Consider the following 23,137-nt stretch of genomic DNA (forward strand, 5'->3'; position numbering starts at 1 on the left):
TATATGGCGAGAGTAGTAGGCAGTGTTGTTGCAACCCAAAAAGATCCATCATTAGTAGGGAAAAAGCTAATGATTGTTCAACAAATTAATTCAGATCAGCAACCGGTTAGGTTTGAACAAGTAGCTGCTGATACAGTAAATGCCGGAATTGGCGATAATGTATTGATTGTAAGGGGTGCAGGTGCAAGACGTGCTGATAAAGAGCGTGATGAGGATCAAACTAGGGATGTTAATGATTGTACTATTGTAGGAATAATTGACCGTTTTGATAAGTAGATGGATAGCCTATTACAACAGGTTATGCACCGGTTAGAAGAACGGAAGCATACTAGTACGGAAGTTTCTTTTAATCAGCAGGTTACCCCACCTAGTGACCAGATTTTCTTGCGGAACGGTAAAGTTATTCTTAGAAATATATCAATTAGCCTAGTGAAGGATTTGTATTCAATGGAAAAGACTAATGCTTGGGTTAACTGGGTATTAGAAGGAATTAGCTATGATGTTAAATTCTACTTTTTGATTAATGAACAGATGGTTAATTTTATTCCACGAATGATGATTTTAGACTGGCCAATCCTCTTTGTTGTTAATAACGAATCGCCAGTGATTGCCAGTCATAATCGAATTATTACAAGAGGAGAGATAGCTGCTAAGCCAGATAAATCGATTCTTGTCAGATATCAACAGCAGCTTATCACTGATGAAGCAGTTGATATTTGTAACTATAAAAAAATAAAAATTAAGATTAGGACTGAAGAAAATTGTATATGGCGAGAGTAGATGGATGAAGAACATTTAAGAACGCTTATTCGGGCTATTATTAAGGAAACACTTAATCCTAATCTTGTTCCGATTGGTGTTTCAAATCACCATGTTCACCTAACTGAAGAAGATTTTCAAAAACTCTTCCCAGGGCAAAAAATTGAAATGCTCAAAAAGTTACGCCAACATGCTGATTTTGCGGCAAAACAAACAGTGGATTTAATCGGACCAAAGGGAACAATCAAGCATGTTCGATTAATGGGGCCATACCGTTCACATTCACAGGTTGAAATTGCCCGATCTGAAAACTTTACTCTTGGAATTGATGCACCGATTAGAATGTCCGGTGACCTTGATGGTACCCCATCGATTAAAGTTCGTTCACCATATGCCGAAATTGAGGTTCAAGGTGTAATTGTTGCTAAGCGGCATATTCATATGAGCCTTGAAGATGCTAAGCGGTTTGGTGTTAAACTTGGTGATCCTATGCAGGTTGAGGTTGATGGTGACGGCGGACGTAAGACGATTTTTGATGATGTTGTTGCTCGTCCACGTGAGGATTTTGTTCTTGAAATGCATATTGATACAGATGAAGCCAATGCGGCAAATGTTGGACTAGGTAACAATTCTTACGGGAAGGTTATCATTAAAAAGAAAGATTAAATGAATAACGCATTAGGAATGATTGAAACTAAGGGTTTAGTTGCATCAATTGAAGCAGCTGATCAAATGGTAAAGGCAGCTAACGTAACATTAACAGGTCAGGAAAAGATCGGTAGTGGATTGGTAACTGTTATGATTCGTGGTGATGTTGGTGCTGTAAAGGCAGCTGTTGACGCTGGTGTCCAAGCTGCTGAAGGCGTTGGCGAAGTTGTATCATCTTACGTAATTCCACGTCCACATGAAGAAGTTGAAAAGATCTTACCAGGATCAAATAGTGACGCTGAATAAATGAAGTCTTTAGGCTATGTAGAATGTAATGGATTATCTGGTGCTATTGTTGCTGCTGATCGAATGCTAAAAACTGCGGACGTTGACCTTAGTAGTATTCAAAATACTAAGGGAAATGGCTGGGTTACATTACAAGTTAGCGGTGAACTATCTGCCGTAACGGTTGCTGTTGAGGCCGTTAAGGATTATTTGCCGGATGTATATGTAACTTCAACGGTTATTGGTCGTCCTGCTTCGGGATTAGATTCTTTAGGGAAAACTGATTTATTAAACCAAACTCCAAAGAAAAAGGAAGCTAATAAGCCGGTTGAGCCAACAATAACTATACAACCGGAGTCGGTTAAAGATAGCATTGAGGAAAAAGTAGATGAGCATGCTGATGAACCTTCTATTGAAGATCGTGAGTTAGCAAACGATTCTAAAACAGTAGACGGTCCTGATGATAAAGACCAGGATGTAAGTTCTAATGAAAAGGTCACATGCAACATGTGCGGTGATCCAAAGTGTCCACGGAAACTAGGCGAACCACACAAAAAGTGCATTCATTACAACGAATTAAAGAAAAAATAGATGAACAATGATTCAGAGCGTCCCTCAATTATCGTAGGTGTTGAGAATGGAACAGCTATTCCTCAAAATGCAGCACCGCTTTTTAACGGAATTGAAGAAGAACAAATACCGGTGGCGGTTAGAGAAATCGACATTGATAATGTTGTAAGTCGGGCATACCAGTCGGCCCTCGCCTCACGATTATCAGTAGGGATTGCTTTTGATGGTGATCGATTTATCGTTCACTATAAAAACTTAAAAGAAAACAAACCACTATTTGATAAAACAATTAGTGATGGTAAGCAACTACGAGTTCTAGGAGCAAATGCAGCGCGACTAGTAAAGGGAATCCCCTTTAAGGAAATGGTAAACAGGTGAATGGCAACTGAAAAAGTAATAGGTGTTGATATTGGTAATTCTTCCACTGAAGTAGCGTTAGCTGATGTTGCTGATAATGGAACAATTAACTTTATTGGCTCTGGAATAGCCCCTACTACTGGTATCAAGGGTACAAAACAAAATCTGGTTGGAATTAGAGATTCCATCAATCAAGTCCTTAATAAGGCTAATTTAACGATTAATGATATTGATTTAATTCGGATTAATGAGGCAACGCCAGTTATCGGTGACGTAGCGATGGAAACAATTACCGAAACAGTCGTAACCGAATCGACCATGATCGGACATAATCCTGATACTCCCGGTGGTATTGGAACTGGTGCAGGAATAACAGTTAGACTATTGGATCTTGTCAAAAAGACGGATAAAAGTCAAAACTATATTGTTGTTGTTCCTAAGGATATTGATTTTGAAGATGTTGCTAAACTGATTAACGCCTATGTTGCTTCGGGCTATAAGATTACAGCTGCGATCCTAAAAAATGATGATGGTGTGTTAGTTGATAATCGATTGAATAAATCAATTCCGATTGTTGATGAAGTTGCCATGATTGATAAAGTCCCATTAAATATGCTGGCGGCAGTTGAAGTTGCTGGTCCGGGACAAGTTATCTCGCAACTTTCAAATCCATATGGAATTGCTACCTTGTTTGGATTGAATCCAGAAGAAACCAAGAATATTGTTCCTGTCTCACGTGCACTTATTGGTAACCGTTCTGCCGTTGTCATTAAGACACCAGCAGGGGATGTTAAGGCACGGGTAATTCCAGCCGGAAACATTATCATTAACGGCGATACCGGAAAAGAAGAAGTTGGTGTTTCAGAAGGTGCTGACGCCATTATGAAGAAAATTTCCAGTTTCCGTCACATTAATGATATTACTGGAGAATCAGGGACTAACGTTGGTGGAATGCTTGAAAATGTTCGCCAAACAATGGCTGATTTAACCGGAAAGAAGAACAGTGAAATTGCTATTCAAGATCTATTAGCGGTAGATACACAGGTGCCTGTCGAAGTTCGCGGGGGCTTGGCTGGTGAATTTTCAAATGAATCAGCAGTTGGTATTGCTGCGATGGTTAAGTCTGATCATCTTCAAATGGAAGTAATTGCTAAATTAATTGAAGATGAATTCCATACGAAGGTTGAGATTGGTGGTGCCGAAGTTGAATCTGCAATTCGCGGTGCATTAACGACACCGGGAACAGATAAACCAATTGCAATTCTTGATTTAGGTGCCGGCTCAACAGATGCTTCAATTATCAATAAAGAAAATCAAACTGTAGCAATTCACTTAGCTGGTGCTGGTGACATGGTTACGATGATTATTAACTCTGAATTGGGATTAAATGACATTCACTTGGCAGAGGATATTAAGCGCTATCCATTAGCTAAAGTCGAAAATCTATTCCAAATTCGTCATGAAGATGGATCGGTACAATTCTTTGAAGATCCGCTTCCGTCATCATTGTTTGCTCGTGTTGTTGTAATCAAACCAGATGGGTATGAACCGGTTACGGGTAATCCAAGCATTGAGAAGATCAAGCTGGTTCGTCAAAGTGCTAAGAAGCGGGTATTTGTAACCAATGCATTACGAGCTCTTAAGTACGTCAGCCCGACAGGAAACATTCGTGATATTCCGTTTGTTGTAATTGTCGGTGGATCTGCTCTTGACTTTGAAATACCACAACTAGTAACAGATGAGTTAGCACACTTTAACTTAGTTGCCGGACGTGGGAATGTTCGTGGAGTAGAAGGCCCACGAAACGCGGTTGCAACAGGATTAATTCTCCGTTATGGCGAAGAAAGAAGGAAGCAATATGAACAATGAATGAGTGAAGTTGATGATTTAGTAGCAAAGATCATGGCACAGATGGGAAATAGCTCATCTTCCGATAGTTCAACAAGTGCTACTTCAACAAATAACGGTAAGGAAATGACAGCAGATGACTATCCTCTTTACCAAAAGCACCGTGATTTAGTAAAGACACCATCAGGAAAGAAACTTGATGATATTACTTTACAAAAGGTTGTAAATGATCAAGTTAATCCAAAAGAATTACGGATTACTCCAGAAGCTCTAAAACTTCAAGGTGAGATCGCAGCAAACGCTGGTCGGCCAGCAATTCAAAAGAACTTACAACGGGCAGCTGAATTAACACGTGTTCCAGACGAACGTGTTTTGCAAATGTATGATGCATTACGGCCATTCCGTTCAACGAAGCAAGAATTACTAGATATTGCTAATGAACTCCGTGATAAATATCATGCAGAAGTATGTGCAGCTTGGTTTGAAGAAGCTGCAGATTACTATGAAAGTCGAAAGAAGCTCAAGGGTGATAACTAGATGGCTGATATCGATGAAAATTTACTTCGTAAGATCGTTAAAGAAGTTTTAAACGAGACTAATCAAATTGATACTAAGATCAATTTTGACAAGGAAAATAATAGTACCGCAACTGCTACTGAAGAAGTTCAACAACCAAACAGCAAGGCAGTTCCTGAAAAGAAACTTGATTGGTTCCAACCAATTGGCGAAGCAAAACCAGGGTACTCAAAGGATGAAGTTGTAATCGCAGTTGGTCCTGCCTTTGCAACAGTTCTAGATAAAACAGAAACTGGGATTCCTCATAAAGAGGTACTTCGTCAAGTAATTGCCGGAATTGAAGAAGAGGGACTTAAAGCACGAGTAGTTAAAGTCTATCGTTCATCAGACGTTGCTTTCTGTGCTGTTCAGGGTGACCACTTATCTGGTTCAGGAATTGCAATTGGAATCCAATCTAAGGGAACAACTGTTATTCACCAAAAAGACCAGGATCCATTAGGAAACCTAGAATTATTCCCACAAGCTCCGGTTCTTACACCAGAAACTTTCCGGGCAATTGGTAAGAATGCAGCAATGTACGCTAAAGGTGAATCTCCAGAACCAGTTCCAGCTAAGAACGATCAACTTGCTCGTATTCACTACCAAGCTATTTCAGCAATTATGCATATTCGTGAAACTCACCAAGTTGTTGTTGGAAAGCCTGAAGAAGAAATCAAAGTTACGTTCGATTAAATGAAGCGTCAAAAACGTTTTGAAGAACTAGAAAAGCGGCCAATTCATCAAGATACATTTGTTAAGGAATGGCCTGAAGAAGGTTTCGTTGCAATGATGGGTCCAAATGACCCGAAGCCAAGTGTAAAGGTTGAAAACGGTAAAATTGTCGAAATGGATGGCAAGAAGCTGGAAGACTTTGACTTAATTGACCTCTACATTGCTAAGTATGGAATTAATATTGATAACGTTGAAAAAGTTATGAATATGGATTCAACTAAAATTGCACGGATGTTGGTTGATCCAAATGTCTCACGTGAATCCATCATTGAAATTACTTCTGCACTAACTCCAGCGAAAGCCGAAGAAATCATTAGTAAGCTTGACTTTGGTGAAATGATTATGGCTATCAAGAAGATGCGTCCGCGTCGGAAGCCGGATAACCAATGTCACGTTACCAACACGGTTGATAACCCAGTTCAAATTGCTGCTGATGCTGCTGATGCTGCGCTTCGTGGTTTTCCAGAACAAGAAACTACTACTGCCGTTGCCCGTTATGCACCATTTAATGCTATTTCAATCTTAATTGGTGCTCAAACAGGTCGTCCTGGTGTATTAACACAATGTTCTGTTGAAGAAGCAACCGAATTGCAATTAGGAATGCGTGGCTTTACCGCTTATGCTGAAACTATTTCAGTTTATGGTACTGACCGGGTATTTACTGATGGTGATGATACACCATGGTCTAAAGGATTCCTTGCATCATGTTATGCATCGCGTGGTTTGAAGATGCGGTTTACTTCAGGTGCTGGTTCAGAAGTTTTGATGGGTTACCCAGAAGGTAAGTCAATGTTATATCTTGAAGCACGTTGTATTTTACTTACCAAGGCTTCAGGTGTTCAAGGACTTCAAAACGGTGCCGTAAGTTGTATTGAAATTCCAGGTGCTGTTCCTAACGGTATCCGTGAAGTTCTTGGTGAAAACCTATTATGTATGATGTGTGATATTGAATGTGCTTCTGGTTGTGACCAAGCATACTCACACTCAGATATGCGGCGTACTGAACGGTTTATTGGTCAATTTATTGCCGGTACTGATTACATTAATTCTGGTTACTCATCAACTCCTAACTACGATAACACCTTTGCTGGTTCAAACACCGATGCAATGGACTACGATGACATGTATGTTATGGAACGTGACTTAGGTCAATACTATGGTATTCACCCAGTTCAAGAAGAAACAATTATTAAGGCTCGTAACAAGGCTGCTAAGGCATTACAAGCTGTATTTGAAGATCTTGGACTACCTAAGATTACTGATGAAGAAGTTGAAGCTGCTACATATGCTAACACTCATGATGACATGCCAAAACGTGACATGGTTGCAGATATGAAAGCTGCTCAAGATATGATGGATCGTGGCATTACTGCTGTTGATATTATTAAGGCTCTTTATAACCATGGATTTAAGGATGTTGCTGAAGCTGTATTGAACCTTCAAAAGCAAAAGGTTGTCGGTGATTACCTTCAAACTTCATCAATCTTTGACAAGGATTGGAATATCACTTCTGCCGTAAATGACGGGAATGACTACCAAGGTCCAGGTACTGGATACCGTCTATATGAAGACAAGGAAGAATGGGATCGAATCAAAGATCTTCCATTCGCACTTGATCCAGAACACTTGGAACTATAGATGAATGACTTTCTAAATTCTACTAGCACAGTTCCCGAATTTGTCGGTGCTAGTGAAATTGGTGACACTATCGGAATGGTGATTCCACGTGTTGACCAACAATTACTAGATAAATTGCATGTTACAAAACAATATAAGACACTAGGAATTTTGAGCGATCGTACTGGTGCTGGTCCGCAAATCATGGCAATGGATGAAGGTATCAAGGCTACTAATATGGAATGTATTGATGTTGAATGGCCACGTGATACCAAAGGCGGCGGTGGTCACGGATGTTTAATCATCATTGGTGGTGACGATCCAGCTGATGCACGTCAAGCAATTCGTGTTGCTCTTGATAATCTTCATCGAACATTTGGTGATGTTTATAATGCCAAAGCCGGGCACCTTGAACTACAATTCACGGCACGGGCAGCTGGTGCAGCTCACCTCGGATTAGGCGCAGTTGAAGGGAAAGCCTTTGGATTAATTTGTGGTTGTCCTTCAGGTATTGGTGTTGTTATGGGAGATAAAGCACTAAAGACTGCTGGTGTTGAACCATTAAACTTTACTTCTCCTAGTCACGGAACAAGCTTTTCTAATGAGGGATGCTTGACCATTACAGGTGATTCAGGTGCCGTTCGTCAAGCTGTTATGGCTGGACGAGAAGTTGGATTAAAGTTGTTGTCACAGTTTGGTGAAGAACCAGTTAATGATTTCCCATCATACATTAAGTAGATGGGACAAGAAGCACTTGGTTTAATTGAAACTAAAGGACTTGTAGCATCAATTGAAGCTGCCGATGCAATGGTTAAGGCAGCTAATGTTAAATTGATCGGTCAAGAAAAAATTGGTCACGGATTAGTAACTGTTATGGTTCGTGGTGATGTTGGTGCTGTTAAAGCATCAGTTGACGCTGGTGTTCAGGCTGCTGAAAATATTGGGGAAGTTGTTTCTAACTACGTAATTCCACGTCCTCAATCTGAAGTTGAAAAGCTCTTACCAAATAAAGAATAAATGTACGAATATTCATCAAAGTTTCTTAACGACATCCAAAGAGTTACTAAAACTTTTCAAGATCTCACTAAGAATAATATTGTTTTCACAAGTGTGACTGGCACTGTTGTAGATTGTAATACGCTTCTTTTTGATTCAAATGTATCCCTAGATCATTTAAGGAAACTAGGATTCAAAAACTACTTTCTTTTTCCACTGGCTGTTAATTGTTCTTTGAGCGGATTTTTTATTCTTGATGCCTCACATATTGATGTTGACTTTATTAAATTGTGTGGAAAATATATCGAAACATCACTCAAAGAAATCATTAGTGATAAATCCAATCAAATTATTATCTTAGATCCAATTGAGGCTTCCAAAGCTTCCTCACTGGCTCAATCCCTTAACAGCATTTTAAGTATTTCTGAGGCTCCAACTGGTGCTGGCGTCTATCCGCTTCCTTCGAATTTCACAGTCAATGGTAATAATGCAGGGGATTCGTCACCATCTGATATTGAAAAAAATATCATGATGGCATTAAAATATATCAACTCTAATCTTGAAAAATCATTAACCCTTGAAAACGTTTCTCAAAAAATATACTTATCTCCTTCATACTTAAGCCGAATCTTTAAGAACTACTTTAATGACAACTTCATCAATTACATCAATTTGCAAAAAATTGCTCTTGCACAAGAAAAGCTTATTTTTACAAATACGCCAATAAACAAATTAGCTCATTCGGTCGGGTTCTCACAAACAAGTTACTTTACCAAGATTTTTAAACAGAAAGTCGGGATGACGCCTTCAAAATATCGTAAATATAATTCTGCAATTAAGAAAATTTATACCATTCCGCGAAATCTTGAATGGCGATCTAATAAATCCGTTTATGAAATCTCAAAAGACTTTTTTAATAAGAACGAAATCTCATTTAAGGCACGTGATTTAAATGGATATCCTTATATCTATTCAATCAATGATTTAAGCGATGTCCGTAATAAAGCTGGTTGGGTTTATACAGTAGATTGCTCACAACCAATTATCCCCGCAAGCGAAATAAACGTTTTTGACCGTTCAGTAATACAATGGATTTATACTGAAAAAATCATTTAAATGGAAAAAGAAATATTAAAGAATAGTAATGAACAATTAAAAAAATTTGCAACGATTGTTAATGGTGATAAGCCCATGCGCAAAGTTAAGCCTGAAGAAAAGCTGAAGACAGGAGTAGACTTAGGAACTTCTTCAATTGTTTTAACGGTCCTTGATTCTAAAAATAGAATTGTGTATGGAGCATATGAATATGACCATGCGGTTCAAGACGGGATCGTAGTTAACTTTATGGAATCAGTTAATATTTTAAGGCGCCTAAAGGAAAAGGCTGAGAAAGTGCTGGGATGTGAACTTAAGACAGCCTGTGGTGCAATTCCTCCGAAGACTGGTGAAAAAAGTGCTAAGGTGGTTGCCAATGTTATTGAAGAAACAGGGATGATCTGTACAGGCATTGAAGATGAACCAACAGCGGCAGCCAAGTTTCTACGATTAGTTAATGGTACGGTCGTTGATATTGGTGGTGGAACCACTGGAATTAGTGTTTTTAAGAATAATAAGCTCATTCATGTTATTGATGAAGCAACGGGCGGTTTTCACATGACGCTTGTCTTGGGCGGACGCTATAAGATTAAGAATGACGAAGCAGAACAACTAAAGCGTGACAAAGATAAAGAACCCGAAGTGTATGCCGTTATTAAACCAGTTGTTGAAAAGATGGCAGCAATTGTTCAAAACATGGGTGCAGAAGTTATCGACCCAGTAATCGTTGTGGGTGGTGCCACTAATTTTACGGAATTTACAACCACATTTAGTAAGACTTTAAAACGTAAAGTTTATAAGCCGCTTTATCCACAATTTGTAACGCCATTGGGTATTGCAATGTTTGATGATTAAATGCATGGATTTATTGGCGAATTTTTTGGCACCATGGTTTTAATCCTATTAGGAGCAGGATGTTGTGCTGGTAATAGTTTGAATAAAACATATGGGAAACAAAGTGGTTGGTGGTTTATCTGTATTTCATGGGGCTTAGCAGTTACAACGGGAGTTTATGTTGCAGGATTTCTGGGTTCATTAGGGCACTTAAATCCCGCTGTAACAATTCCTTTTGCTATTTTTGGCTTATTCCCATGGAGTAACGTTATACCTTACTTACTTGGTCAATTTCTTGGTGCGTTTGTTGGTGCAGTATTAGTAATTATTCAATTCTATCCACAATTTAAAGCAACCCCAAATGAAGAGGAAGGAAATAATGTTGGTATTTTTGCTACTCGTCCAGCGATAAATAGTCCAATTTTTAACTTTTTCTCAGAAGTGATTGCGACCTTTGCATTTATTTTCATCTTATTAAATCTTGGTAACTTTACACAGGGATTGAAGCCATTTATCGTAGGAATGGTTATTGCTGTTGTTGGTACATGTCTTGGTACGACAACAGGTTTTGCCTTAAACCCGGCTCGTGATTGGTCACCACGTTTGGCATATACTATTTTGCCGGTTCCAAATAAAGGAGCTGCAGAATGGTGGTATGCTTGGGTTCCAATGTGTGGTCCAATTGTTGGGGGCCTTCTTGCATGTGCTTTACAAACAGCGCTTGTTTAAATGGAACAATGGTTGCCGCGTCAGCCATTAATCTTGACACCAACTATTCCATTGATGTGGACAGTGGGATGGCTTTGTACAATGTCAGCATATATTATTTTAGGTGGAGAACCCCCATCCCCAAATCAGTTGCAGGACTCTGCTTTACTGGTTTCAGCTGTCATTTTAGTGATGAATATGTATAACCTGATATTAATTTATCAACGAGCAGAAAAATATCGAAATCTGTCCCCTTATGCACCAAGGGCTTTGTTATTAGCTATTGTTTTAATTATTTCGATTGTCTTAGCTTGGGGACAGCCTAAAGTAGTATTAATTCCTAGCTACTTAAATATATGGGTCATGATATTTATCGTTTTAAATTTCTTACAAGCTCTTTTGGGACAATTTTTTGCTCTCCTGGAACGACCGCAATCACGTCGAAAATTTGCTTCGATGTATTGGCCAATAGTAGTTCTATGCGCTGCAGGGATTGTAATTCCGCCAAGTTTAGAATTACATAATGGTTGGACTTTACCGTTTATTATTGGTGATTGCTTTTTACTCATCTTCTTTATTGCAAGAAGTTGGCAAGAGATGCCAAGAATACTTGTTAAGGTTCCAGCTAATAACAGTATTATCTATGAAATGTTAGTTGGAATTAATCTTGCAACGATAATTTCAACGGTGATGATTGGAGTCCTTTTTATTATTTTTAGCTTTATTAATAATGAAATAAGCGAAGTGTCGGCGTCCTTTGCGCTTAGTCCAACAATAAATGGAATCAGTGGATTAATAATAGGAGCCATGCAACGTTATAATAATGATTATCGGTACGGACACGTAAAAGGACATCCGCAAAGATATATTTACTGTGGGATTTTCTTGGTGATTATTTTCATAGGACTAGGTTTTATTTTAAGAAAAGCTAATAATTTCTGGTAAATGAAGTTTCAGGATCATCATTCAGAAGTAGTGGCCCCTGAAAAACAGTATCCTGACCTATATCGCTTTATCGAATTTACAACTGAAAAGCTCCTTTATTTAGCTGATGATCTTGATGTTCAAGTTTTGGTTCATGGTGGTTATGCTGGTCCTGAGTCACGTTACTTTGTTTCACTCTACCCTAGTGTAGAAGACGCCCGAAATGCTGTTTATCAGCGGTTGGATCGTTTTGCAGATGCTGGTGGAGAGCATATCATGTTTGAAAACTCAATTGCGCCAGTTTTTGCTTATGGCGATCCCCTTCAAGAAGATGAAATTCTTGCACATGATTATCGACTTGCCTTTGATACATCCCATTGTTTTATTGAACTTCATGGGAATAATCAGAAATTGGCCGTATCCCTAGCGCATTTAAAAGATCGTACCGTTCATTACCACCTAGTTGATTCAATGGGCGAAACTCATGATAGTCTTACTCTCGGCACCGGTAAAATTGACTGGGCTAACGTTTTGCCTCACTTAAATCCAGCTGCTACTAGTATTTATGAAATTAACTTACACGATCAAAATAATTGTCGTGAACAAATTGACAGTCATAATTATTTAGTTAAACTTTACCAAAAGCTTAATAATAGAGGAGTTTAAGTGAAGCAATATATTAATCACCGTCATATTTCTTTAGTATTAGCCCTATTTATCCTCTACTTAGCAATCACTTACTGGGAAGTTGTTGCTAAATTTATCCAAACAATTTTTTCGGCAACCATGCCTCTTTTAATAGGAGGAATAGTCGCCTATATCGTTAACCTATTATTAAGACAGTATGAATACCTTTACTCGCATTTATTTAAGAAGCCAAGTTTGCAAAAATTCAAGCGGCCAGTTGGAATAATAATGTCCTACTTAACAATCCTCCTAATAATCACCATCGTCTTTGCTCTGGTAATTCCCGAACTTATTACGTGTGTAAAACTACTTATTGCAAATCATAGTCACATTATCAACCATTTTATTGATTACTTTGAACATAGCAGTGATTTTAAGGGCTTCATCAATAGCTTTGATACCAGTAAAATTCAATGGGATAAAATTGGTAAATACCTTACATCTGGTGTTGGTGGAACTTTCCGGACGGTTATTTCAACAGCCTCGTCTGTATTTTCAGTTGCCACAACCGCAATTATTGCGTTTTTCTTTTCAATCTACCTCTTGATTTATAAAGAGATGTTGCAACGTCAATTTACTAAATTACTTTCAACATACTTTAGCCGATACCAGGCACAAATAATTAAAGTTCTGAAAGTTTTTGATGAAAGTTACAGTAACTATATTGTTGGGCAATGTAAAGATGCCGCTATTCTTGGAATCTCGTGTTTTATTGGGATGACGATCTTACGAATGCCATATGCTTCAATGATCGGAGTTGTAACTGCATTTGGTGCATTAATTCCAATCATTGGGGCAATCCTTGGAGCGAGTGTCGGAGTAATTATCATTTTCGCCGTTTCTCCACTTCAAGCCGGTATTTTCTTGATCTTTATTATTCTTCTTCAACAGTTAGATAACCGCATTACCTATCCACTAGTTGTTGGAAGATCAATTGGTCTCCCAAGTGTATGGGTATTTGCTGCAGTTATTATTGGTGGAGGAATTTCCGGAATTCTTGGAATGATGTTCACTGTTCCTTTATTTGCAGCCCTTTATAAATTGTTAAGTGCTGATGCAAGAAACAGAATAACAATTCAAAAAAATGAGTGAATGAAGCAAGTGACGATTGATCCAAGTTTTTGGGAACTTTTTCCAGATGCACAGGTAAATATCTTGTTTGCAAATGGCATTGATAACCATGATACTGATGACAACTATGATGAACGAAAGAAACTATTAGCAAATGCTGCTCATGAGGCTGATAAGTTTCTAACCAATGAGACTTTTCGTTTGAATCCAGTTGTTGATCAATGGCGTCAAGCATTTCAACAATTTAAGAAAAAGAAAGGTGCGCGCTCATCAATTGAGGCCTTATTGAAGCGTGCCAATCAAGGACGGAAATTTGAACCAATTGAACCTCTTGTGGATGTCTACAATAGTATTTCTTTAAGCTACGGTGTTCCAGTGGGCATTGAAGATCGAAATAAGATTGCTGGCAACCTTCATCTTGGTGTTGCAAAAGGTGGCGAAGCATTTCGGCCAGTCGGTGCTGAAGAAGATGAACCTGCTTTGGCGGGGGAAGTTATTTATTATGACGATGAAGGTGCTGTTTGTCGTTGTCTAAATTGGCGTGAAGCTCAACGAACAATGTTGACAGAAGATTCTCAAAATGTAGTTGCGGTTATGGAAGCAATTAATCCAGAACAAATTGAACGCGCTAATGAAGCGATGGAAGAATTGAGTAAGTTAATTAACCAGTACTTTGGTGTAAATACATCGCAAGTTTATCGACTAACTAAGGACCAACCTGCTGCTGATGTTCCAGATAACTTATAAATGATTGATATTTTACGTGAAATAGGGATGATTGATCGAGCACTCGATTCGATTGCCAATATTGAGTTCAAGCAAATCGACTTAGCACGTGGTCAATACCTGTATGTTGTTCGTATTTATGAGCATCCAGGAATTATTTCAGAACAATTATCAAACTTGATAAAAGTAGACCGAACAACGATTGCCCGTGCTGTAAAAAAGCTTGAAAAAAATGGCTTTATTGAAAGAAAAAGTGATCCAACGAATAAGAAAATTAAACGACTTTATGTTACTCAAAAAGGAAAAGAGATTTATCCTTTTATTATTCGTGAAAACCAATTTTCAAATAGTGAGGCATTGAAAGGCTTCTCGGAAAAAGAGGCTCAGCAGGTTCATGACTATCTAGTTCGTATCCGCCAAAATATTGATGGCGATTGGGATACCGTAAAGCATGGGGGCAAACGTCAATATTAAATGGATAAATTAGAAGAATATCAACGATGGCAAAATAATTTAGCACGGGTGCGGTTTCCACGATGGAAAGAATTACCTACACTAGGTTTATATGTTGACCAGGTGGTGGCGATTGTAAATGAACAATTAAATCATTTAGGAATTGAGCCACTTACAAAATCAATGGTAAATAATTATGTGAAAAAGAAAGTTATTCAAGCACCGATTAAGAAAAAGTATGCCGTTAACCAATTAGTAGATCTTTTGCTTATTGGATTGTTAAAATCGAATTTTTCACTGGATGATATTCGTGCAGGAATTGCTCAGGTTACTATGAATTCTTACCCGCAAGCTGCCTATGACCGCTTTGTTGAAATTTTGAATGCACTTTTAGCTGGAGAAGAAATTCCAAGTAATAATGTGATTAATACACAAAATGATCGCTTAATGACATTAGCACTGAAATCAGTTTTATCGCGAATGGATGCAGCTCAATTATTAACAGCCATGCAAAAAGTCGCTCAGCCTGCGCCGTTGGAAAATAATTAAATGGGTCGGATAGTTTTTATTAGTCACCGGCATGACGATTTAGTACCAACTATTATCAAAAGGGTTCCAGAAGCAGTTGCTCTTACTAGTTTTAAATTTGAAATTCAGCGTGGGGATATATTATGTTGGCTTCCCACTGTTAATGAGTATGTAGATGATGAAGTCCAAGAGTTAGCCGAATTGATTGATCACTCACTGTTTTTACCGTCAAAAATAGTAATGCTTTCGATTGCAGGAACAGCAGATGATGCGACAAATCAGCAACTACAGGAATGGTATGGGCAACAGGCAACTCAGACTGTCCTTGCTCATCAATATGCGGTTAAAATGATTGATGAATTTGAGTTGCCCTATACTATTATTAGAGCTTTGCCAATTACTAATGAAGAAACTTCACTTAAGGTTGTTAGTGAAGGCAATCCTTTAGAAGGTAAAGAGATTGGATTAGGACAAGTAGCACAGATAATTGAACAGGCAGTTACTACCGATGATTTTCGGAATCAATCGATTGGAATTGCACCATAAGTGAGCAGTATTACAATTAATGATTTAGTCTATGATGCTAAATCAGGAGATCAATTAGATAACGTTTCATTAGAACTAAAGTCACCACAAGTAGTCGGAATTTGCAGTAACGATACAGGCGCAGCAACTGCATTAGAAGATTTATTATCTGTTCGTGGAAAAATCTTAAATGGGGATGTAACAATTAACGGGGTTCCATTCAAAAAATATAAGCGCCAAAGCAAAAATGAAATCGGCCGAATTGATGATGTGGTTTTAAAAGGAAAGACAGTGGCGAAAGCTGTTGACCACGCATTACATCATCGTAAAAATGCTTTGAAGCCAAAACAAGCACTCCAAATGCTTAAATCATTGAAATTTGAACCTGATCAAATGATTGCTTCATTAAACGAGGCACAACAACTAGAACTGCGGATAGCACTTCTCCTTGCTTGGCAATGTCCAATCGTAATTTTGAGTGATGCCTTTGATGGCTTAGAGGAAAATAAACGGCAAATGATTGGTCACCTTGTTAAAGACTATGCTCAAAAGGTCGATGCCTTAGTGCTTTTCACAAGCAAAAATATTTCAACATTGATGCGGTTTGCTCATACTCTTTATTACTTTAATGGCAGTCATTTGACTTCTGCACGTGATTTGTCGATGAATGATGGAGTAGATTGTACTGTGACAGTAATAGGAACTGGTTTCCCAATCGACAATGCAGTAAAGTTAGGGGCACACATGTTGGAAGAAGCAGGTAATGAGACCCGTTTCCTTTTCACTGGAAATATTCAAACATTACTGCCATTACTAGAGCAAAGCACCATTACTGATGTCAGAATTGAAGATGCAACGATTGAAGATGAATTGATGGCTTACTAATTGAATGAGGGCCAACTATTCACTAATTTTGTAATTATAATCATTACATTTATCTTTGCGGCATTTTTTGTGGCAGCCGAATTTGCTTTAGTGCAAGCACGGGTAACAGCCCTAGAAGAAATGCAAGCAAAGCGCGATAAACCATCTACCAAAATAAACCGCGCAATCAAAATGGTCACCAATCTAACAGAATACCTTTCGACCACTCAAGTAGGAGTTTCAATTTGTGGAATTATTCTCGGTTGGGTCGGTGAAGGAACGATTGAAGCACTCTTAGCTGATGCACTTTCGTTACCAAGCTGGTCACTAAACAATAGTGTCATCCATGTTGTAAGTGCCATTGTGGGAGTTCTTCTTCTAACATATTTCGAAGTAGTTTTAACAGAGATTGTACCCAAAAACATCAGTATTGATATTCCAATTAAGACCCTGATGTTCGTTACCACCCCACTGCACTATTTTCACATTACTTTTTATCCTTTCGTTTGGTTGCTTAATAGTTCTGCCAACGGAATTGTTAAAATGTTAGGCATGAAGCCAGCTGACGAGAGCCAAGACGTCCTTTCGCAAAGTGAGATTATTAGCCTATCTCGAAACGCTGTTAAAGGCGGTGAACTTGAGCACAATGACTTGCTATATATGGAACGAGCCTTTGACTTTAACGATAAGGTTGCTAAAGATATTATGATCGATCGTACTCAATTAACAGTTATTGATATAAATAAAACCGTAAATGACGCGATTAAACTATATCTTAAGACGAAATATAGCCGCTTACCGGTAGTTGCTGATAAGGATAAGGATAAGATTTTAGGTTATGTTTTTAACTACGATCTAATTCGGCAAAAGCAAATCAACGGAGATGTATCTTTAGCAAAAGTTCTTCGCCATATGCCTACTACTCCTGAGACTACCTCAATTACCGAAGTCCTTAAGTTAATGATTAGTACTCGGGTGCCCATGGTAGTCGTTGTTGATGAGTATGGGGGTACTAGCGGAATTATTACTGACAAGGACATTTATGAAGAACTATTTGGAACAGTAAGAGACGAGATCGACAAGGTTTCAGATAACATGATTTCTAAAATTGATGAAAATCAATACCGGGTTGATGGAAAAACGACCATTTATGATTTTGAACGCTTCTTCCATGTTGAACTTAAAGATTCTGAAGATAGCGATGTAGTAACTTTATCAGGATATGTGTTAGATAATTATCATAATATTCATGAAGGAGAAACGATCAAACTAGCCAACCTTGAGTTAAAAATTCAAGATTATCGTCATTCATATATTGATAGTTTTATTGTTACCACTTTATCAAAGTAAATGGCACCAATGAATATTATTTATATCTCGCTTGAGGGAAATACCCGTTCCTTCTTAACGCGGATGCAGGGATATGCTAAACAACAGCACAGTATTAGTGAAGATCGTCCACTTATTGAATTAAAAGAAGTTAGCGATCAAACGCTTCCTGCCGATGAAACAGAACCCTTCTTTGCCTTCGTACCCACATATTTAAATGGTGGTAACGGGATCGATTCTGGTTTCACTGAAATTATGACAAATGCATTAGGTGAATATATTTCCTACAACGATAACGCTAAAAAATGTGTCGGCTTTGTAGGTAGTGGTAATAAGAATTTTAACGAACAATATTGCTTAACTGCTCGTAAATACGCGCGAAACTTTGACGCGCCATTTCTCGCAGACTATGAATTACGAGGCACTTCACAAGATATTGAGCGAATTTATACTATCTTAGCTAAACGGTGGAGCGAAGTTAACGCCTAAATGACGGCTATATACCCATACCTAACATTTGAAAATGCGAAGGAAGCAATGGCTTATTATGAACAAGACTTTGGCGCTCAGATTACATATCACGAGTCTCTGACAAAAGAGCAGGCGGAAAGTCTTGGATTACCAGTTGATCAATTGAACCAGACAACAATGCGTGGTGAATTTATGATTGCTGGACAAAAGATTATTTGTGCAGATGCAACGATGGGCAATCCCCAAACGTCTACACTAATTTCAATTTTACTCGATTTTGAAGAAGAGGAAGATAAAGCACGTGATTTGTTTAATCGTTTAGCAAAATCAGACAATCAACGTGTGACGGTACCATTTGGTGATTGGATCCTAAATAATGTAATGGGGCAGATTGTAGATAAGTATGGGATAACATGGCTGATAAGTGCTAATAAACAAGGCTAATTGAAAAAACTCAAAAAGCATAGTCCGCTTCTAATCCTTGGATTATTCTTCCTTGGGATCTGTATGCGGATGCCGATTACAGCAATACCGTCTGTCATTAAAGATATTGCACAAACTTTTAATGTAGAAACTACTAGCTTAGGAATTTTAACCACTATTCCCCTCCTTTGTTTTGGATTATTATCATCAGTAGTTTCAGCACTCGCTCAAAAAATTGGTAATGAACTAACGATTGAATTAGCAATGATTTTAATGTTTATTGGTTCTTACCTACGAATTTTAAATTTCTCCTCGTTAATGATCGGAACAATATTAATCGGGGCTGCCATCACTTGTATTAACGTCTTATTACCTGCGATTATTTCTGACAAACTTCCTAATCAAATTGGAAGTGTGACCGGGATGTATAATGTCGCGATGACTTTATTTGCTGCAATTGGCGCTTACGCAATTACTCCAATCACCCATGCTACTAGTTGGCAAACCGCTGTTATCATTATTAGTATTGTTGCTTTAATTGCAGCAATTATCTGGGTACCAAACTTACGCTATAATCAACGTGCCACTAAAGAAAGCAGTTCTACTGAGCGTGGAACTAACATGTGGAAAAATGCAAATGCATGGTGGTTACTCTTATTCTTCGGGGGACAATGTTTCGTATTCTATAGTATCGTTGCCTGGTTACCTACAATTGCCATGGACGCTGGATTAAGCAGTGATAATGCAAGTTTAGTTGCTGGATTACTACAGCTATTATCAATGCCATTCGCCTTTGTAATCCCAGTGATTGCCACTAAGATGAAAAATCGGCAACCAATTATGCTATTTGCAGGAATCATTTCTTTAATTGGAACTGGAATGATGTTCTTCCCTGTAAATTCTCTTGTTTACTATATATTTGTTGCCCTATTTCTTGGTGCCGGTACAACTACTACTTTCGTTCTTGCAATGACCTTGTTCGGACTAAAGACTAAGAGTTCTGCCGATACCCGAAACCTTTCTGGAATGGTCCAATCAGTAGGATACTTAATTTCTGCATTAGGTCCTATCGTTGTTGGAAACCTTTATTCACAAACACATAATTGGTTTGCAAGTTTAATCGTGATTGCTATTGCAGCTATCTTCTTCACAGTCTGTGGTGTAATAGCAGAACGTAAACAATTTGTTTAATTGGCTACAGAAAATAAGGCTGTCATTACATTATTTGGTGCGACTGGTGACCTTGCAAAGCGTAAACTTTATACTGCTTTGTTCAAGTTATATCAAAAGGGTTACCTAGCTGACCATTTTGCATTACTAGGAACCTCCCGTCGTCCATTGACTGACGAAGAATTCCAACAAATCGTTCGTGAATCTATTAGCAATATTCCAGAAACTGAGGATGGCCAAGCAGAAGCATTCTCAAAACACTTTTTCTACAAGTCACATGATGTTACTAAACCAGAACATTACGAAATCCTTAAGCAACGCCTTGCCGAATTAGATGAACAATTTGGCGCTGAAGGCAACCGTCTCTTCTACATGTCAATGGCACCACAATTCTTCGGTACTATTGCATTGAACTTGAAGAAGCAAGGATTATTAACTGACAATGGCTTTAACCGTCTTGTTATTGAAAAGCCATTTGGTCGTGACTTTGAATCTGCTAAGAAGCTTAACGATGAATTATCACAAACATTTAGTGAAAATCAAATTTTCCGGATTGACCACTACCTTGGTAAGGAAATGGTTCAAAACATTCAAGCATTACGTTTTGGTAACACCATGATTGAATCACTCTGGAATAATCGTTACATTGATAACATCCAAGTAACTTTAAGTGAAAAGCTTGGTGTTGAAGAACGTGCCGGTTACTATGACCAATCTGGTGCATTACGTGATATGGTGCAAAACCACATCATGCAAATCGTTGCTCAATTAGCAATGGAACAACCAGTTGCATTTACTGATGCTGATGTTCGAGTTGAAAAGATTAAGGCTCTTCGTAGTCTTCGCCTCTACACGCCATCAGAAGCAGCTGCTAACTTTGTCCGTGGACAATATGATGCTGGAGAAGGAACTAACGCTTACCGTCATGAAGATGGTGTTGATCCAGAATCTGGTACTGAAACCTTTGTTGCTGCTAAGTTAATGTTTGATAACTATCGTTGGTCTGGTGTACCATTCTACGTTCGGACTGGTAAGAAGTTAGCAGACAAGTTTACTCGTATTGATGTTGTCTTCAAGAAGCCATTAATCGATATCTTTGCTAACCCACGTTCTGAAAGTGACCAATCCCTTAACTCAAACGTATTAACTATTTTTGTTGAACCTAACTCAGGTTTTGCAATCCAATTAAATGCTAAGCGCGCAGGTCAAGGCTTCACAACAGAACCTGTTGATTTACGCTTCTTGCAAAGTGATTCTGATAAGAAGGAATCTCCAGAACCATATGAACGTCTTTTCCATGATGCACTTGAAGGTGACCACACAAACTTTGCCTCATGGGCTGAAATTGCTTATGCATGGAAGTTCGTCGATGTTATCCGTAAGCTTTGGGATATTGAAAAGCCTCAATTCCCTAACTACACTCCTGGTTCCATGGGTCCAGCAGCTTCTGACGAACTCTTGGCTCGTGATGGACGTAAGTGGGTTTATCGTTTAAATCATTAGATGTCTGATCAAAAAGCACAAATTGGTGTTGTTGGTTTAGCTGTTATGGGTAAGAACCTTGCACTAAACATCGAAAGTCGTGGCTTCACGGTTGGTGTATACAACCGTCACCGTAACCGTACTGACGATATGATGCGTGACCACAGCGATAAGAAGTTAGTACCTAGCTACACTGTTAAGGAATTCGTAGACTCACTAGAAAAGCCTCGTCGGATTCTTATGATGGTTAAGGCCGGTAAGCCAACTGATGCTCTTATCGACGAATTATTGCCATTACTTGACAAGGGTGATGTTTTAATCGATGGTGGTAACACTAACTTCCACGATACTATGGCTCGTAACGCTAAGTTAGACAAGTCTGGTATCAACTTCATCGGAATGGGTGTTTCCGGTGGTGAATTAGGTGCCCTTCACGGTCCTTCACTTATGCCAGGTGGTCAAAAAGAAGCTTATGACTTAGTTGCTCCAATCCTTACTAAGATTGCTGCTAAGGCTGAAGAAGATGGCAAGCCATGTGTTGCTTACATTGGACCAAATGGTGCTGGTCACTATGTTAAGATGGTTCACAACGGTATCGAATACGGTGATGAAGAATTAATCGACGAAAGTTACAACATCATGCGTAACGTATTAAAGATGCCTGTTGATGACATTGCTAAGACCTTTGCTGAATGGAACAAGGGTGAATTAAGCAGTTACCTTGTTGATATTACTGCTGATATCCTTACTCGTAAGGATGACCTTGGTGACGACAAGAACAAGCCTATTGTTGACATGATCCTTGACCGTGGTGCTAACAAGGGTACTGGTAAGTGGAGTTCAATGACTGCCCTTGATGGTGGTGCTCCTCAATCAGTTATTACAGAAGCTGTTTACGCTCGTTACATTTCAATGATGAAGGACGAACGTGTACAAGCAAGCAAGGAATTGCCTGTTGAAACTGAAGCTATTTCAATCGACGACAAGAAGGAAATGATTGAAAAGGTACGTCAAGCTCTTTACTTCGGTAAGCTTATGAGTTACGCACAAGGTTTCGAACAAATGCGGATCGACTCCGAACGTTACGACTGGAACCTTAAGTATGGTGAATTGGCTCAAATTTGGCGTGCAGGATGCATTATTCGTGCACAATTCTTACAAAACATTACTGATGCCTTCACTAAGAACCCAGACTTGAAGAACTTGCTTCTTGATGATTACTTCAAGGATATTGCTAAGAAGTACCAAAAGGCAACTCGTGACGTTGTTACTCTTGCTGTTAAGGCTGGTATTCCTGTTCCTTCACTTAGTGCTGCTATCAGTTACTACGACTCATACCGTTCAGAAGTACTTCCTGCTAACTTGCTTCAAGCTCAACGTGATTACTTCGGTGCTCACACTTACGAACGTACTGACCGTCCTGGTAACTTCCACTACAGCTGGTACGAAGAACAATAATTAATGTCTTTAGACCTGGTTG

Annotated in this window: 28 protein-coding genes and 1 pseudogene; all 29 read left to right on the forward strand. The window is 38.7% G+C overall.

The window, feature by feature from the left end:
- The first annotated feature begins 3 nt into the window (after positions 1 to 3).
- The 29 genes and pseudogenes from HHK02_RS04480 (at position 4) to gndA (ending at position 23,115) form a co-directional block, all read left to right on the forward strand.
- The gene (locus HHK02_RS04480) at positions 4 to 276 is read left to right on the forward strand and encodes a EutN/CcmL family microcompartment protein (protein ID WP_003669907.1); all 273 of its coding nucleotides are present in this window, start codon (positions 4 to 6) and stop codon (positions 274 to 276) included.
- Positions 277 to 780, forward strand: coding sequence for a PduM family microcompartment protein (gene pduM / locus HHK02_RS04485; protein ID WP_003669906.1), 504 nt, complete (start codon positions 277 to 279; stop codon positions 778 to 780).
- Positions 781 to 1,425 carry a phosphate propanoyltransferase gene (locus HHK02_RS04490; protein ID WP_003669904.1) on the forward strand — a complete coding sequence of 215 codons (645 nt, stop codon included), beginning with the start codon at positions 781 to 783 and terminating at the stop codon, positions 1,423 to 1,425.
- Positions 1,426 to 1,713, forward strand: a complete 288-nt coding sequence (locus tag HHK02_RS04495; protein ID WP_003669902.1) for a BMC domain-containing protein — start codon at positions 1,426 to 1,428, stop codon at positions 1,711 to 1,713. It begins immediately after the preceding gene.
- Entirely contained in the window at positions 1,714 to 2,283 is a 570-nt protein-coding gene (locus HHK02_RS04500) for a BMC domain-containing protein (RefSeq protein ID WP_003669901.1), read from the forward strand.
- Entirely contained in the window at positions 2,284 to 2,640 is a 357-nt protein-coding gene (locus HHK02_RS04505; protein WP_181462809.1) for a glycerol dehydratase reactivase beta/small subunit family protein, read from the forward strand.
- Positions 2,641 to 4,488, forward strand: coding sequence for a diol dehydratase reactivase subunit alpha (locus HHK02_RS04510; RefSeq protein ID WP_085680280.1), 1,848 nt, complete (start codon positions 2,641 to 2,643; stop codon positions 4,486 to 4,488).
- Positions 4,489 to 5,004 carry a diol dehydratase small subunit gene (locus HHK02_RS04515; RefSeq protein WP_003669895.1) on the forward strand — a complete coding sequence of 172 codons (516 nt, stop codon included), beginning with the start codon at positions 4,489 to 4,491 and terminating at the stop codon, positions 5,002 to 5,004.
- Positions 5,005 to 5,715: a propanediol/glycerol family dehydratase medium subunit gene (locus HHK02_RS04520; RefSeq protein WP_003669893.1), complete on the forward strand. Its 711-nt coding sequence runs from the start codon at positions 5,005 to 5,007 to the stop codon at positions 5,713 to 5,715. It begins immediately after the preceding gene.
- The gene (locus HHK02_RS04525) at positions 5,716 to 7,392 is read left to right on the forward strand and encodes a propanediol/glycerol family dehydratase large subunit (protein WP_003669892.1); all 1,677 of its coding nucleotides are present in this window, start codon (positions 5,716 to 5,718) and stop codon (positions 7,390 to 7,392) included.
- Entirely contained in the window at positions 7,393 to 8,109 is a 717-nt protein-coding gene (pduB, locus tag HHK02_RS04530; RefSeq protein WP_003669200.1) for a propanediol utilization microcompartment protein PduB, read from the forward strand.
- Positions 8,110 to 8,388: a BMC domain-containing protein gene (locus HHK02_RS04535; RefSeq protein ID WP_003669890.1), complete on the forward strand. Its 279-nt coding sequence runs from the start codon at positions 8,110 to 8,112 to the stop codon at positions 8,386 to 8,388.
- A complete protein-coding gene (locus tag HHK02_RS04540; RefSeq protein WP_003669888.1) occupies positions 8,389 to 9,483 on the forward strand; it encodes a helix-turn-helix domain-containing protein in 1,095 nt (364 codons plus the stop codon).
- A complete protein-coding gene (gene eutJ, locus HHK02_RS04545) occupies positions 9,484 to 10,317 on the forward strand; it encodes an ethanolamine utilization protein EutJ (protein ID WP_003669887.1) in 834 nt (277 codons plus the stop codon).
- Positions 10,318 to 11,025, forward strand: a complete 708-nt coding sequence (locus tag HHK02_RS04550; protein ID WP_003669884.1) for an MIP/aquaporin family protein — start codon at positions 10,318 to 10,320, stop codon at positions 11,023 to 11,025.
- Positions 11,026 to 11,949 (forward strand): hypothetical protein, encoded by a 924-nt coding sequence (locus HHK02_RS04555; RefSeq protein ID WP_181462810.1) that lies wholly within the window; start codon positions 11,026 to 11,028, stop codon positions 11,947 to 11,949.
- Positions 11,950 to 12,594, forward strand: a pseudogene (locus HHK02_RS04560) (sugar phosphate isomerase/epimerase family protein); the annotation flags it as partial.
- Positions 12,595 to 13,707 (forward strand): AI-2E family transporter, encoded by a 1,113-nt coding sequence (locus HHK02_RS04565; protein WP_181462811.1) that lies wholly within the window; start codon positions 12,595 to 12,597, stop codon positions 13,705 to 13,707. It begins immediately after the preceding pseudogene.
- Positions 13,708 to 14,433 (forward strand): B3/B4 domain-containing protein, encoded by a 726-nt coding sequence (locus tag HHK02_RS04570; RefSeq protein WP_152697230.1) that lies wholly within the window; start codon positions 13,708 to 13,710, stop codon positions 14,431 to 14,433.
- A complete protein-coding gene (locus HHK02_RS04575) occupies positions 14,434 to 14,886 on the forward strand; it encodes a MarR family winged helix-turn-helix transcriptional regulator (protein ID WP_003664931.1) in 453 nt (150 codons plus the stop codon). It abuts the gene before it with no gap.
- The gene (locus tag HHK02_RS04580; RefSeq protein ID WP_035159628.1) at positions 14,887 to 15,414 is read left to right on the forward strand and encodes a DUF1836 domain-containing protein; all 528 of its coding nucleotides are present in this window, start codon (positions 14,887 to 14,889) and stop codon (positions 15,412 to 15,414) included.
- Positions 15,415 to 15,939, forward strand: a complete 525-nt coding sequence (locus HHK02_RS04585) for an NAD(P)H-binding protein (RefSeq protein WP_003669873.1) — start codon at positions 15,415 to 15,417, stop codon at positions 15,937 to 15,939.
- Positions 15,940 to 16,803: a P-loop NTPase family protein gene (locus tag HHK02_RS04590; RefSeq protein ID WP_181462812.1), complete on the forward strand. Its 864-nt coding sequence runs from the start codon at positions 15,940 to 15,942 to the stop codon at positions 16,801 to 16,803.
- The gene (locus tag HHK02_RS04595; protein WP_035159564.1) at positions 16,804 to 18,132 is read left to right on the forward strand and encodes a hemolysin family protein; all 1,329 of its coding nucleotides are present in this window, start codon (positions 16,804 to 16,806) and stop codon (positions 18,130 to 18,132) included. It abuts the gene before it with no gap.
- Positions 18,133 to 18,600 (forward strand): class Ib ribonucleoside-diphosphate reductase assembly flavoprotein NrdI, encoded by a 468-nt coding sequence (gene nrdI / locus HHK02_RS04600; RefSeq protein ID WP_003669868.1) that lies wholly within the window; start codon positions 18,133 to 18,135, stop codon positions 18,598 to 18,600.
- Positions 18,601 to 19,026 (forward strand): VOC family protein, encoded by a 426-nt coding sequence (locus HHK02_RS04605; RefSeq protein ID WP_003669866.1) that lies wholly within the window; start codon positions 18,601 to 18,603, stop codon positions 19,024 to 19,026.
- A complete protein-coding gene (locus HHK02_RS04610; protein WP_181462813.1) occupies positions 19,027 to 20,196 on the forward strand; it encodes a CynX/NimT family MFS transporter in 1,170 nt (389 codons plus the stop codon).
- Entirely contained in the window at positions 20,197 to 21,678 is a 1,482-nt protein-coding gene (zwf, locus tag HHK02_RS04615; RefSeq protein ID WP_035159561.1) for a glucose-6-phosphate dehydrogenase, read from the forward strand.
- Positions 21,679 to 23,115 (forward strand): NADP-dependent phosphogluconate dehydrogenase, encoded by a 1,437-nt coding sequence (gene gndA, locus HHK02_RS04620; RefSeq protein WP_003669861.1) that lies wholly within the window; start codon positions 21,679 to 21,681, stop codon positions 23,113 to 23,115. It abuts the gene before it with no gap.
- The last annotated feature ends 22 nt before the right edge of the window (positions 23,116 to 23,137 follow it).

The organism is Limosilactobacillus reuteri (genome assembly GCF_013694365.1).
GTDB classification, from domain to species: domain Bacteria; phylum Bacillota; class Bacilli; order Lactobacillales; family Lactobacillaceae; genus Limosilactobacillus; species Limosilactobacillus reuteri_E.

Coding starts and splice junctions, on each gene's coding strand:
- HHK02_RS04480 (WP_003669907.1), top strand. CDS start 4: ATGGCGAGAGTAGTAGGCAGTGTTGTTGCAACCCAAAAAGATCCATCA.
- pduM (WP_003669906.1), top strand. CDS start 277: ATGGATAGCCTATTACAACAGGTTATGCACCGGTTAGAAGAACGGAAG.
- HHK02_RS04490 (WP_003669904.1), top strand. CDS start 781: ATGGATGAAGAACATTTAAGAACGCTTATTCGGGCTATTATTAAGGAA.
- HHK02_RS04495 (WP_003669902.1), top strand. CDS start 1,426: ATGAATAACGCATTAGGAATGATTGAAACTAAGGGTTTAGTTGCATCA.
- HHK02_RS04500 (WP_003669901.1), top strand. CDS start 1,714: ATGAAGTCTTTAGGCTATGTAGAATGTAATGGATTATCTGGTGCTATT.
- HHK02_RS04505 (WP_181462809.1), top strand. CDS start 2,284: ATGAACAATGATTCAGAGCGTCCCTCAATTATCGTAGGTGTTGAGAAT.
- HHK02_RS04510 (WP_085680280.1), top strand. CDS start 2,641: ATGGCAACTGAAAAAGTAATAGGTGTTGATATTGGTAATTCTTCCACT.
- HHK02_RS04515 (WP_003669895.1), top strand. CDS start 4,489: ATGAGTGAAGTTGATGATTTAGTAGCAAAGATCATGGCACAGATGGGA.
- HHK02_RS04520 (WP_003669893.1), top strand. CDS start 5,005: ATGGCTGATATCGATGAAAATTTACTTCGTAAGATCGTTAAAGAAGTT.
- HHK02_RS04525 (WP_003669892.1), top strand. CDS start 5,716: ATGAAGCGTCAAAAACGTTTTGAAGAACTAGAAAAGCGGCCAATTCAT.
- pduB (WP_003669200.1), top strand. CDS start 7,393: ATGAATGACTTTCTAAATTCTACTAGCACAGTTCCCGAATTTGTCGGT.
- HHK02_RS04535 (WP_003669890.1), top strand. CDS start 8,110: ATGGGACAAGAAGCACTTGGTTTAATTGAAACTAAAGGACTTGTAGCA.
- HHK02_RS04540 (WP_003669888.1), top strand. CDS start 8,389: ATGTACGAATATTCATCAAAGTTTCTTAACGACATCCAAAGAGTTACT.
- eutJ (WP_003669887.1), top strand. CDS start 9,484: ATGGAAAAAGAAATATTAAAGAATAGTAATGAACAATTAAAAAAATTT.
- HHK02_RS04550 (WP_003669884.1), top strand. CDS start 10,318: ATGCATGGATTTATTGGCGAATTTTTTGGCACCATGGTTTTAATCCTA.
- HHK02_RS04555 (WP_181462810.1), top strand. CDS start 11,026: ATGGAACAATGGTTGCCGCGTCAGCCATTAATCTTGACACCAACTATT.
- HHK02_RS04570 (WP_152697230.1), top strand. CDS start 13,708: ATGAAGCAAGTGACGATTGATCCAAGTTTTTGGGAACTTTTTCCAGAT.
- HHK02_RS04575 (WP_003664931.1), top strand. CDS start 14,434: ATGATTGATATTTTACGTGAAATAGGGATGATTGATCGAGCACTCGAT.
- HHK02_RS04580 (WP_035159628.1), top strand. CDS start 14,887: ATGGATAAATTAGAAGAATATCAACGATGGCAAAATAATTTAGCACGG.
- HHK02_RS04585 (WP_003669873.1), top strand. CDS start 15,415: ATGGGTCGGATAGTTTTTATTAGTCACCGGCATGACGATTTAGTACCA.
- nrdI (WP_003669868.1), top strand. CDS start 18,133: ATGGCACCAATGAATATTATTTATATCTCGCTTGAGGGAAATACCCGT.
- HHK02_RS04605 (WP_003669866.1), top strand. CDS start 18,601: ATGACGGCTATATACCCATACCTAACATTTGAAAATGCGAAGGAAGCA.
- gndA (WP_003669861.1), top strand. CDS start 21,679: ATGTCTGATCAAAAAGCACAAATTGGTGTTGTTGGTTTAGCTGTTATG.